Here is an 11,929-nt window from a genome sequence, read left to right on the forward strand (position 1 = left end):
GGGCACCGCTCTGATACTGCCCGCTCGCGCTGCTGTCAATCGGCCCGCTGACTCGCCCCTGTCCGGCACCGATGCCGCTGTCATCTCGACTTGGATTAATACAACCAAAATTGTTTTACGCGCTACTGCAGTTGTATAGCGTGATGTCCCGCGTCTCGCTCCCACACGATGCGAAGGCCGGTCCCACCAAGCCGGAGGTCCGGGCCGTTCTCGCTAGCAAACTCGCTCTCACCGGGTCCGACCACTTCGCGGAGGTCGGCTCCTGTACCGGTGCCGTCACCATCACGGCGGCGCGCCGGGCCGGGCGGGTCACTGCGCTCGAACGCAAGGGGAACCGACTCGACGTGACTCGCAAGAACCTCGCCGCTAACGACGTCGACGCCGATGTCGAACTGCGTGAGGCCGAGGCCCCGGAGGGCTTGCCGGACGACGCCGACGCCCTCTTCCTCGGCGGGTCGCGCAACTACGAGGCCATCCTCGACCACGCGGTCGAGACCGGTGTCGACCGAATCGTGATGAACGTCTCGCGGCTCGAAGTCGCTGGCGCGGCGACGGAGGCCTTCCGCGAGCGCGACATTCTGGAGGAGGTCGTCCAGTTCCAGGTGAGCCACGGCTACGAACTCGCCGGCGCGACGAGTTTCAACTCGGAGAACCCGGTGTACATGCTCGTCGGCAGCGCCAGTGAGGACGTTGCTGCCGACGGCGGGTCGCCGGCCGAATCTGCGGCGCAGGACGGAGGCGACCGATGACGCTCTACGGCATCGGCCTCGGTCCCGGCCAGCCCGACCTGGTGACCGTCCGCGGGAAGCGCGCCCTCGAATCCGCCGACGTGGTGTACTCGCCGGGGCGGCTATCGCGCTCGGTCGCGACCGAACACGTCCCCGAGGAGCGCATCGGCGACCTCGACTTCCCGATGACACGCGACGAGGAGAAACTCCGGGCGGCTTGGAAGGACGCCGCCGCCGAAATCGCGCAGACGGCCCGCGACGGCGACGCCGCTTTCGTCACGCTCGGGGACCCGAACGTCTACTCGACCTTTGGCCATCTCCGGCGGACGCTGGCGGCGTTCCACCCCGAGGTCGACCTCGAAGTGGTACCCGGCGTCAGCGCCATGTCGGCGTTCGCGACGGCGCTCGGCGTCGAAATCACCGCGGGGTCAAGCTTAGCGCTGCGTGAGGCCGACCGCGGCGCGTCGCCGACCGGCCCCGATCGGATGATCCTGTTCAAGGTGACCGACGCGCCGGCGACCCACGAGGGGCTGGTCGAGGCCGGCTACGACGTTGTGTACGGCCGCCGGCTGTTCATGGAACAGGGCGAGACAGTTGTCACGGACGACCCAAGCGAGATCGACGAGCGAGACTACTACACGCTGGCCTACGCCGAGAAGCCCGAGACCCGCGTCGAGCAGGCGACCGACGCCTTCCTCGAAGCGGCCGACGAGAGCGGCGTCGTGACCGACGGCGGCGAAAACGGGTCTGGGGCGGTAGTGCGACAGGAGCGCTCCGAAGCCGCTCTCTGTGGCGACGAGGTGCAGCATGACTGAGGAACCGAACGAGGCTGGCGAGACTGACAAGACGGACCCGCAGACGGCAATCGACTCCGTCGCCGGGAACCGGGACGACCGCGTATACGAGTACAGCGCCGGCGACGAGCAGGAGGGCATCCCCTTCGTCGGGGCCGGGCCGGGCAACCCCCGGCTGCTGACCGTCGCCGGCCGCGAACTGCTGGCCGACGCCGACCTCGTGGTCCACGCCGGCTCGCTCGTCAACAGCGAACTGCTGGAGGAGTACTGCGACGACGCCGAGACGGTCTCCTCTATCGGCAAGGACTTGGAGGAGCTGATTCCGCTGATGCGCGACGCCTACGAGGCCGGCGACACCGTCGTCCGGCTCCACAGCGGCGACCCCGCGATTTATGGAGCCGCGCTGGAGCAGATGGACGCGCTCGAACACGAGGGGGTCCCGACCTACATCGTTCCCGGCGTCACCTCGGCGTTCGCCGCCAGCGCGACGATGCGCACGCAGTTGACGCTGAACGAGGTCGCCAACCACGTCGCCTTCACCCGCCCGCAGGGCAAGACACTGGACGAGGACGAGGATCACATCTCCGAGTTCGTCGGCATGGGCGACGTGACGACCTGTATCTATCTGGGAACCCACGCCGTCAGCGAGACGATGGACCGTCTGCTCGAAGACGGCCACGACCCAGAGACGCCTGTTGCGGCGATTTATCACGCTTCCTGGCCCGACGAGGACGTCATCGAAGGCACGATTGCGACCATTGGCGAGAAACTGGAAGACGCCGGGTATCGGGCGTCTGCGATGGTTGTGATTGGTGACGCTGTTGGTGGTGAGGACTACGAGCGCTCCTTCCTCTATGGCGACTGGGCGAACCGTGGAAGTGACTCGACTGACGGAACGCAGGAAGCCGACGACTAGGATGACTCGTCAAATTGGTCAAGCACAATTCGAAAGCCCCCGGTCGCTCCGGTCGAGGGCCTCGCTGTGCGCGCTCGCTTCGCTCGCGTGCTTGCTTCGGCCGTCTTTCCGGAGCGACCGGCCCCTTTCAGTCCACCCGACAGCACCGCGCTGCACCGCGAGCCACACGCCTCCCCAACCGACTCACTCCCGACTGTCGTCGGCCGTTCGTCCCTCGCACAGCATCGGCGCGCCATCCGAGCGCGCCAGCGCGCGCCGACAGCAGTTTCGCGTCACCTCGCAGTCGAGTATTGACTCACAGACATCACCCACGCGGCTGCCCGGCCGGTCGCCTGGGGCAGTTTCACCGGCCGGACCTAACTCATGAGCACTGACACAGACGACGACTCCGGTTCGCACGGTTGCAAAGCACCCGATTCAGACGGCGAAGTAGCCGAGAATATCGCTATCGTCGCGTTCGAGCGGAAGATGGACACCGCCGAGGACATCGTCGACGGCATCGGCGACCGCTACGAGTCCATCGACATCCTCGAATACCACGGCGACGTGTTCGAGGAGCACTGGGGCGAGTACGACTGCTTCATCGGCCTGATGGCCAGCGGCATCGCGATGCGCAAGACCGCACACCTGCTCGACGACAAGTGGGACGACCCCGCAATCTGTGTCGTCGACGAGGAGCTCACCTGGGCCATCCCCATCACCGGCGGCCACCACGGCGCGAATCAGGTCGCCGACGACCTCGCAAGCATGGGCGCGGTGCCGGCGATGACGACCGCGAGCGAGGCCGCCGACAAGCAGGGCGTCGAGAAGCAGGCCAAGGCGCTTGACGCCCACGTCGTCAACGGGGACTCGACGGTCGCGACGAACCTCGCCGTGCTGGACGACGAACTCGGCCCCATCGAGCGCCTCGACGGCCCGAAGGCCGTGTTGGTCGACGACGACGTGACCGTCCTGAAGCGGAACAAGGACGACGGCGTCGTGCTCGGTTGTGGCAGCGTCGCTGGCGCGGATGTCGAGCAGTTCCACGCGGCCTGGGAACAGGCGCTGGACGAGGCTGACCTCGACCGTGACGACGTGGAGTTCATCGCGACTGGCACCCGAAAAGCCGACGAGGAAGGCATGCTCGCCGCTGCTGAGGAGTGGGGGCTAGGTGTCATTGCCTTCGAGAAGGAGACGTTGGAGGAGTTCGAGGGACCGACCCCCTCGCGGTCGAAGGAACTCATCGGCTGGCCGGGCATCGCGGAGGCGTCGGCCATCGCCGCCGGTAGCGAGCACGATCTGCTGGCCGAGAAGACCCGCTATGACGAAGCTGTGACCGTCGCTATTGGGCGCTAATCTCGCTTTTTCTCAGGCATTGCGGTTTCAGTTCCGGTCTTCGGTCACCGAGCAGCTACTGAACCATCTCTGGCCGCGACTCCACAACTGTTCCGAGTTCTTGCCACTGTACAACTCTAAACTTATTTATTATGTGAGCCTGTGGTGACAAATGTCGCATGACAACACTACTCGAAGACAAGACGGCGGTCGTCACGGGCGGCGCGAGCGGGTTCGGCCGGGCCATTTGCAAGACGTACGCCGAGAACGGTGCGGACGTTATTGTCGCGGACCTGCAGGAAGAACCACGCGAGGGCGGCGAACCGACCCACGAACTGGTCGAAGCCGAGACAGACCAAACAGCACACTTCGTCGAGTGCGACGTGACCAACCCCGACGACCTGGAGGTGGCTGTCACCGCGGCCGAGGAACTGGGTGGCATCGACATCATGGTCAACAACGCCGGCATCTCCGAGATAGCTGATTTCTACGAGACGACTGAGGAGGACTACGACCGGCTGATGGACGTGAACACGAAGGGGGTGTTTTTCGGCGCGCAGGTCGCGACAGAGGCGATGCGGGAGAACGGCGGTGGCACTGTCATCAATATGTCCAGCTCCGGCGGCATCCGCGGCACCGGCCTGCTGGTCAACTACTGCACTTCGAAGGGCGCAGTCCGACTGTTCACGTACGCGCTTGCGGATCGCCTGAGCAACTACGACATCCGGGTCAATGCCATCCATCCGGGCTACAGCAAGACCCAGATGTTCGAGGACGAGCGCATCGACGACACGACGAAAATGATGCTGAAGGAACTCATCCCCTCCGGCCGCTTCGGCGAACCGGAGGAAATCGCCGACGTGGCGACGTTCCTCGCCAGCGACATGGCCTCCTACGTCAACGGCGAGAGCCTCGTCGTCGACGGCGGGCTGTCGAACACCTGACGAGGGGTATCGACTGTCTGCGGTGCGATTCGCGGGCACGATTACGGTTGAACAGCGACCGCTCTCGACTCCCTCCCGAATCCGGATACAACTGAAATATGGTCTCCCAACACCTGCGCTTGGACTAGTACAAGCACAATTGTTTTATGCGAAAGCGGCGTTGTACTCACCATGCGCCACAGTATCGAGAATCGACCGGCGGGTCGCGGAGCGCCAGGATGAGTAGCGACGGACGCCAGTCGACAACGGCCGCGACCGAGGCGACGCGTCCCGCTGACTACGGGACGCTGTACGTGGTCGGTATCGGGCCGGGGCTCCCCCACGACATGACTCAGCGGGCGAAAGACGTCATCCAGACCGCTGACTGCATCATCGCCTCGAACCTCTATCAGGAGTTCCTCCGGAAGGACGGCACGCTCCCGCCCCAATCGGCTGAACTCGACGGCGAAACCGATGACGGCGAAATCGCTGGCGAAGAAGGGGCCGTACTGGAGCGGCCCGACGGCAGTCGGCAGACCCTCATCCGCTCGTCGATGGGGAAGCAGGTCGAACTCGCCCGCGAGGCCTTCGAGCGGGTTCGGGCTGGCGAGGACATCGCCCACGTCTCCGGCGGCGACCCGAACGTCTACGGGAAGTCCGACCTCCTCTTTACGATGGCCGACGCCGACGACGCCGACGACGTGCCAATCGAAATCGTCCCCGGCGTGACCGCGGCGCTGTCCGGCGCGGCGAACCTCGGAGCGCCGCTGTCGAACGATTTCTGTACGATTTCGCTGTCGGACAAATGGCGCGGCTGGGACGAAATCGAGGAGAAGCTCCGGGCGGCCGCGATCAGCGGCTTCGTCGTCGTCCTCTACAACTGCTGGCGCGACTACGAGCGAGCCGTCGATGTTCTGCGGGAGGAACGAGCGGACGACGTGCCCGCCGCTATCGTCAACGACTCCGGCCGCGGGGAAGCCGGCCGGAACCTCGACGACGAGACGGAGACGATCACGACGCTTGGCGAACTGTCCGAACACGACGACAAGGTCGGCGGCATGGGTTCGTCCATTGTCGTCGGCACTCACGAGACCGAAGTCTGGCGCAACGATTATCAGGAGTTCCTCGTCACCCCGCGTGGCGGGCGTGACGTCGACGATTTCTAACAATGAGCACTGACAACACTACTGACGCAAGTACCGAGACAGAATCGAAATGCGGGGCGAGCGAGGCGGGAAGCGCCTCCGAGAGCGCGAGCGAAGTAGAGACCGATACCACCTCGAAATGCGGTGCGAGCGCGAGTTCGTCGACAGAGACGAGTCCGGACACGGGCGACGACACCGCCTCGAAGTGCGGGGCCTCGTCGTCGTCCGAATCGTCGTCCTCGTCCAGTAGTCGCTCCTGTGGCGCGTCCTCGTCGTCCGGTTCCTCGGACGAGGAGGAGGTCGGCGCGACGGTCGACGACTTCGACGCCGAACCGGGCCAGCTCATCGCCGTCGGCCTCGGTCCCGGGCAGCCGGAGGGGATGACTGCCCGCGCCCGCTCCGCCCTCATGGACGCCGAGCACATCTCGGCTACACGACCTACGTCGAACTGCTGCCCGACGAGATTACTGAGGGAGCCGACGACATCTACAACACGCCGATGTGTGGCGAAGTGTCCAGAACGGAGGAGGCCATCGACCGCGCGCTGGCGGGCAACGACGTGGCCATCATCGGCAGCGGCGACCCGAACGTGTATGCGCTGGCCGGCCTCGCGCTGGAGATCATCGAGTCCAAGGGCGCGACGGCGACAATGCTCGATTTCGACGTGGTTCCGGGCGTCCCGGCCGCCCAGTCCTGTGCAGCCCGCGTCGGCGCGCCGCTGGTCAACGACACCGTCTCCATCTCGCTGTCGGACCACCTCACCGACATGCCGACCATCGAGTCGCGGCTCCACGCCGCCGCCAAGGAGGGCTTTACCATCACCATCTACAACCCCTGGAGCCGCAAGCGCCGGGACAACTACGAGAAGTGCTGTGAGATCTTGCTGGAACACCGCGACCCCGAGACGCCCGTTGGCGTCGTCCACGCCGCTGGCCGCGAGGACGAACAGGTCGAAATCGTCGAACTCGGCGAATTGCCGGAACTCGGCGAAACTGACCTCGTGGACATGACCACCACCCTCCTCGTGGGCAACGAGGACACCTACGTCTGGGACGACCGGATGGTGACCCCGCGGGGCTACGAGACCAAGTACGACTACTAATGTACCGAATCACTATCGACCGTGAGGCCTGCGACGGTATCTTCGCCTGTCTCGTCCGCGACGACCGCTTCGTTGAGGATAGCGAGGGACTGGCGGCTATCGAGACGGACGACCAGACGGCAATCGAGGCCACTTTCGACGACGACCGGCGAGACGACGCCGAGCAGGCCGCTGCGGCCTGCCCGCTCGATGCGATTCACGTGGAATCCGTCGAGGAGGACGTCGGGGCCGCCGATACACCTGCCGGCACCGACCACGAGGAGGTCCAGCCATGAGCGTCGAGACCGGCGCGCCGCGGGACATGCTTGCGGCCCATCCCGAGACGGCATACTTCTGGGGCCGGGTCGCCGGCGACGGCGAGTGCGAGGACGGCTGTGTCACCGTCCGAACCAACGACGAGACGGCCGCCCGGCGGCTCGCGTCCATCGCCGGTGCGGAGCGGGCCGACCGCCGCATCGTCGAGCGGGCGTATGCCCACGACACCTCGATTACCCGTCAGGAGGAGGAGTTCACGGTGCAGGTCGTCGGCAGCCTCGCTGACCGTGCCAGCGCCGCGCTTGGCCTCCCGTTCGACGGCGAGTCGGGCGGCTACCGCTTCGACGCGCTGGCCGACTACGACCGCCAGCTCCTCCGGGGGCTGCTCGAAAGCTGTGGCACGGTCTGTTTCAAGTCCGACGACAACGCCGTCGGCATCTCCTTCGTCCACGAAGACGAACGACTCCTCCGGACGATACAGACGCTGCTCGACCGCTGTCCGGTCGACGCGCCCTACGACGAGCTCTCGGAGACATCGTCGGGCTACTGGTTCGGCGTGGCCGACGACGCGGCACCTGCCCTCGGCGACTGGCTGTACGAGGGCAGCGAAGAGACGGGGTTGTTCGCGCCGAGCCGCCGGCGCAAGCTCCAGAAAAGCATTGAACGAGTCCGATGAGTGAAGCTATCACCGCGCCGGAGACGCTGGACGACGAAGCGGTGCTGCTGGTCGGCCACGGCTCCCGGCGCGAGAAGTCGAACGAACAGGTCCGCGACCTTGCGGTCGAACTGGAGGGCCGACTCGGCATCCCGGTCGACGCGGCCTTTCTCGAACTGGCCGAGCCGGCTATCGACGAGGCCATCGCGGGGCTGGCCAGAGCCGTCTCGCAGGTATCGGTGGTCCACCTCTCCCTGTTTGCCGCCAGTCACGTCAAAAACGACGTGCCCCTGGCCGTCGAGCAGGCCCGCGAGGCCCACCCGGAACTGACCATCAACAACGGCGCGCACCTGGGCGTCCACCCGGCGCTGCTGGACCTGCTGGACGACCGCGCGGCGGCCGTCGAGGCCGAACTGGGCGTCGACCGGGAGGAGGACGACGTGGCCGCCGTCGTCTGTGCCCGCGGGTCCAGCGACCCGGACGCAAACGCCGACGTGCACAAGCTCGCTCGCCTGCTGTACGAGGGCCGCGAGTTCTCGCGGGTCGAAGCGTCGTTCATCGGCGTTACAGAGCCGCTGCTCGACGACACCCTGCACGACATCGCCAAGACCCGGCCCGACGCCGTCGTCGTCATCCCGTACATGCTCGGCGACGGCGTGCTGACCGGCCGAATCAAGGACGGCGCGCGCGAGTTCGACGAGGAGTACCCCTACGTCGACGCCGCGCCGGGCGAACCGCTCGGGACCGACACGCGCCTGCTGGACGTGCTTGGCGACCGCTGGCAGGAAGCGAGAACGGGGAGCGTCGAGATGTCCTGTGACACCTGCAAGTACAAGGTCGAGCTCGACGGCTACGAGGAGGACCAGGGCGGCGCTCGCGCGATGCTCCGGGCGCTGACCCATCAGGCCGAACACGCCGACCGCGAGAACGTCGACGACGACCCGCACGTCCACGACGCCCCGGAAAAACACGTCGCCGTCTGCACGAACCAGACCTGCGCGCAGGACGGCGCGCCGGCGGTCCTCGAACGGCTCCGCCAGGCCGCCCGCGACAGCGACCAGTGCGACGCCCGCATCACGCGGTCGTCGTGTCTCGGCCGCTGCGGCGAGGGGCCGATGGTCGCCGTCTACCCGGACGGTGTCTGGTACGGCGGCGTCGAAGACGAGGACGCCGCCGACATCGTCTCCTCGCATCTTGACCGCGACCGCATCGTGAGCGAACTCGTCGACCAGACGCTTTGAGAGTACACCCTTACAACACTACAACCATGAGCTGCTACGAAATCGAGGCCCTCCGACTGGGCCTCATGAACGTTCTCGGTACCGAAGACGACCACGCCCGCCAGCACGCCGAACAGGAGCTGGAGGGTCACATGACCGGCCCCATCGAGGCCCTCGCCGGCGCGGAGACGCTGGCCGCCATCGAGCGCCACCTCGACGCCGCGCTCGTGGACCTCGAAGAGGAGATCGCCGCGACCCCCGAAGACGACCCCGAGTACGACTACCTCCGGGGGCGACTCGTGGCGGTCCGCGACGCCGAGCGGGCGGTGTCGCGCATCACCATGCAGGGCGAGGACGTCCTCGACGGGCTGGGTGAGGCCCACGACGTCCTCCACGAGGCGTTCCCGGTCGATGAGTAGCCAGCGCGCCCCGACCGCTGACCTCGGGGACGTGACCTCGGCCCGCTCGCGGCATCAGGGCCGCCGTTCGGCGGTCACGCTGACCGACGGGCTCGCGGTCGTCGGCACCGCCGACGGGGACCTCCGGGCGTTCGACGTCTCGGCGGACTCCGGCCCCCCACGTCCGTGCTGGCAGTACGACACGGACGGGGAACCCAGCGTCGTCGCGGCGGTGCCCTTCGACGGCGGCCTCGTCGTCGGGGAGCGCAGCGCTCGCGGGCAAATCCGCTGTCACGATGCAGGCGGCGACCTGCGATGGCGGTACGAAACCCGCGGGGACCTCGGCGAGGCCCAGCAGGAGACCAGATTTCTGTTGCCGTTCGTCGCCAGCCTCGCAACCGACGGCGGCCGGCTCTATGCCGCCGCCAGACGGTACGAGCGACGGACTGACGCCGACGGGAACGACCTCCGCCACTTCGAGAGCGTCGTCTACGCGTTCGCGCCCGACGGAACCGTCAACTGGACGTACCGAACCGACGGCTCGCCGATCTCGCTCGACGCCGGCGACGGCCGCGTCGCCGTCGCCTACAACCGCTGTCCGGGCGACCACCAGCACGGTCTCGTCGTCCTTGACGCCGAGGGCGGCGAGCCGCGCTGGATGTGGGACCCCGGCACCGACGGCCAGCGGCGTGTCGGTGACGTGGCCTTGCTGGACGACGGCGCTGTCGTCTCCAGCCACGGCGACTACTGTGGCTACCGGCTCGACAGCGGCGGCCGGGAGCGCTGGCGTGTCCCGCTGGCGACGCCGACCGACGTGGACGGCGACATCGTCTACGCGTACCCGAATCACGTTCACGCGACAGAGGTGGGCGCGGTGTTTGTGACCGGCAACACCTACCCCGAGGAGGGCCGCGAGACAGAGGCACGGCATCCGACCGAGCACACTGCCGTTGGCGTCTCGCCCGATGGCGACCGTCGCTGGGACGCGCCCGTCGGCGGCTTCGCCAGCGGGCTTGGCACCGATGGCTCGCTGCTGGCCGTCCCCGGTGCACAGAACTTCCGGGACCGCGATGCCGACGACCACGCGCTTCGGCTGTTCGGTGTCGCAGACGGCCCCATCGACACATTGGACACCGACGGCGTCGTGACGGCGGCCGCAGTTGCGGACGGGACCGCTGTCGCCGTCGAGGAGCCGGTCGTCTACCACGACGAGGGCCGCGAGCGCGGAGCGTACCGGCTGCATCGGGTTGAGGTGGAGAACGAGACGGCCCGTTCGCGCCACTGACGCGTCGACGTAGCGATTTGGGCCGGTAACGGCCCGTTCGGACGACTTTTCGCTCAGACGTGATATCTCCGGTTTGGCTCTGATTACTGTGTTATGTGGTGTCAAACTAACCATTCGACAGTCGTAGCGTCTCGGTATGGGTGCCCAGCATGGCCGATAACACAGACCCGGACCACGAGGAGACACAGTCGGAGGCAGACGACAGCGCCGCTGCCGATCACCCTACAGAGCGTGAGCGGGAGTTCGCGCAGATGCAGCGACGGCTCAACGAGCGGGAGATGGGTCTCGACCAGCGGAGCGCGGAACTCGATCGGCGCGAAGAGAAGAATGACGCCCGCGAGGAGGAGCTTGACCGGCGAGAGGCGGAACTGGACGAGCGGGAGTACCGACTTGATGAACGCGAAGCCGCTCTCGACGACCGGGAGACGGCCCTCGACGAGCGCGAGGCCGAACTGACGGAGTACGATGCGCAGTTGTCAGAACGTGCCACGGAACTCGACGAGCACGAGAAGACGCTGCACACCTACCTTTCGGGGCAGATGACGGACGTAGAGGAATCGGTCACGGAGACGATGCACGACGCGCTCGACCAGTACGAGGCGAGTCGGTCGACCGGTCGGTTCGGTCCGACCGGCACGATGCTTGTCGGGCTGACCGGTGTCGCGCTCGTCGTTGCCGGGATCGGGTTCGGCGCGCTGGTCTCGGCCGGTACGGCGTCGTTCGGCGTCGGCGGGACGACGACGAACCTCGCTATCGCCGCCGTCGTCGCTATCGTCGGCCTGGCGCTGAATCTCGGAACGGTTGCCGGAAAAATCTGAGCCGCGTCGTCGTTAGTCCGCGGTCGCGGGATAGTCCAGGTCGTCCGCGGCTGGGGTATCACTGTCCCCGAGCCAGGCGTGAACCCCTGCGATTGTGGCCCACAGCATTAGCTGGCCGAACACGACCGTCCAGCGGTAGGCCGCGACGAGCGCGGCAGGCACGTCACCGTGGACCGGGTTTGCCGGTGCGAGCGCGACCGGAACTGCGAGCAGTGCGAGCGGCAGCGCCATGGCTCCGAGTCGAATGGCGGTGTGGTGGCGCGCTGTCCGCTGATACGCGAGCCCGGCGAGCACTGCGACCAGCGCCCCCAGTGCCATCAGGCCGGCGTACCAGGCGAGGCGCGTCTCTGTCCCAAGCGCCTGCTCGACGCCCGGC

Annotated in this window: 13 protein-coding genes and 1 pseudogene; 13 read left to right on the forward strand and 1 reads right to left on the reverse strand. The window is 66.8% G+C overall.

Annotation, left to right across the window (positions count from 1 at the left end; genetic code table 11):
• Positions 1-143: 143 nt before the first annotated feature.
• The 13 genes and pseudogenes from cbiT (at position 144) to GJ630_RS15135 (ending at position 11,553) form a co-directional block, all read left to right on the forward strand.
• Complete coding sequence (cbiT, locus tag GJ630_RS15075) at positions 144-749, forward strand: precorrin-6Y C5,15-methyltransferase (decarboxylating) subunit CbiT (RefSeq protein ID WP_050037422.1); 606 nt, start codon at positions 144-146, stop codon at positions 747-749.
• Positions 746-1,543: a cobalt-factor II C(20)-methyltransferase gene (locus tag GJ630_RS15080; protein ID WP_191450217.1), complete on the forward strand. Its 798-nt coding sequence runs from the start codon at positions 746-748 to the stop codon at positions 1,541-1,543. The genes cbiT and GJ630_RS15080 overlap by 4 nt, the downstream gene beginning before the upstream one ends.
• Positions 1,536-2,438 carry a cobalt-precorrin-4/precorrin-4 C(11)-methyltransferase gene (locus GJ630_RS15085; RefSeq protein ID WP_129755904.1) on the forward strand — a complete coding sequence of 301 codons (903 nt, stop codon included), beginning with the start codon at positions 1,536-1,538 and terminating at the stop codon, positions 2,436-2,438. Before GJ630_RS15080 ends, GJ630_RS15085 begins: the two co-directional genes overlap by 8 nt.
• Before the next feature lie 363 nt (positions 2,439-2,801).
• Positions 2,802-3,773 carry a cobalt-precorrin 5A hydrolase gene (gene cbiG, locus GJ630_RS15090; RefSeq protein WP_014039263.1) on the forward strand — a complete coding sequence of 324 codons (972 nt, stop codon included), beginning with the start codon at positions 2,802-2,804 and terminating at the stop codon, positions 3,771-3,773.
• A 158-nt stretch (positions 3,774-3,931) separates the two neighbouring features.
• On the forward strand, positions 3,932-4,696 hold the full coding sequence (locus GJ630_RS15095; protein ID WP_191450219.1) for an SDR family oxidoreductase: 765 nt from the start codon (positions 3,932-3,934) through the stop codon (positions 4,694-4,696).
• A gap of 218 nt (positions 4,697-4,914) precedes the next feature.
• Entirely contained in the window at positions 4,915-5,841 is a 927-nt protein-coding gene (locus GJ630_RS15100; RefSeq protein ID WP_129755906.1) for a precorrin-3B C(17)-methyltransferase, read from the forward strand.
• A gap of 2 nt (positions 5,842-5,843) precedes the next feature.
• Positions 5,844-6,922 (forward strand): annotated as a pseudogene (gene cobJ / locus GJ630_RS15105) (precorrin-3B C(17)-methyltransferase).
• Positions 6,922-7,197, forward strand: coding sequence for a ferredoxin (locus GJ630_RS15110; protein ID WP_050007643.1), 276 nt, complete (start codon positions 6,922-6,924; stop codon positions 7,195-7,197). The pseudogene cobJ and the gene GJ630_RS15110 overlap by 1 nt, the downstream one beginning before the upstream one ends.
• Complete coding sequence (locus GJ630_RS15115; RefSeq protein ID WP_050037428.1) at positions 7,194-7,853, forward strand: hypothetical protein; 660 nt, start codon at positions 7,194-7,196, stop codon at positions 7,851-7,853. The genes GJ630_RS15110 and GJ630_RS15115 overlap by 4 nt, the downstream gene beginning before the upstream one ends.
• Positions 7,850-9,073, forward strand: coding sequence for a CbiX/SirB N-terminal domain-containing protein (locus GJ630_RS15120; RefSeq protein ID WP_014039268.1), 1,224 nt, complete (start codon positions 7,850-7,852; stop codon positions 9,071-9,073). The genes GJ630_RS15115 and GJ630_RS15120 overlap by 4 nt, the downstream gene beginning before the upstream one ends.
• Positions 9,074-9,099: 26 nt before the next feature.
• On the forward strand, positions 9,100-9,471 hold the full coding sequence (locus GJ630_RS15125) for a DUF3209 family protein (protein WP_014039269.1): 372 nt from the start codon (positions 9,100-9,102) through the stop codon (positions 9,469-9,471).
• The gene (locus tag GJ630_RS15130) at positions 9,464-10,735 is read left to right on the forward strand and encodes a PQQ-binding-like beta-propeller repeat protein (RefSeq protein ID WP_191450221.1); all 1,272 of its coding nucleotides are present in this window, start codon (positions 9,464-9,466) and stop codon (positions 10,733-10,735) included. The genes GJ630_RS15125 and GJ630_RS15130 overlap by 8 nt, the downstream gene beginning before the upstream one ends.
• A 149-nt stretch (positions 10,736-10,884) precedes the next feature.
• Positions 10,885-11,553, forward strand: a complete 669-nt coding sequence (locus GJ630_RS15135; protein ID WP_014039271.1) for an Rnase Y domain-containing protein — start codon at positions 10,885-10,887, stop codon at positions 11,551-11,553.
• Positions 11,554-11,565: 12 nt separating this feature from the next.
• Here the strand turns inward: GJ630_RS15135 and GJ630_RS15140 are convergent.
• Positions 11,566-11,929: CbtA family protein (locus tag GJ630_RS15140; RefSeq protein WP_197427658.1), on the reverse strand; the 364-nt coding region annotated here is incomplete at its 5' end.

This window comes from Haloarcula sp. CBA1122 (genome assembly GCF_009741785.1).
Classification (GTDB): Archaea; Halobacteriota; Halobacteria; order Halobacteriales; family Haloarculaceae; genus Haloarcula; species Haloarcula hispanica.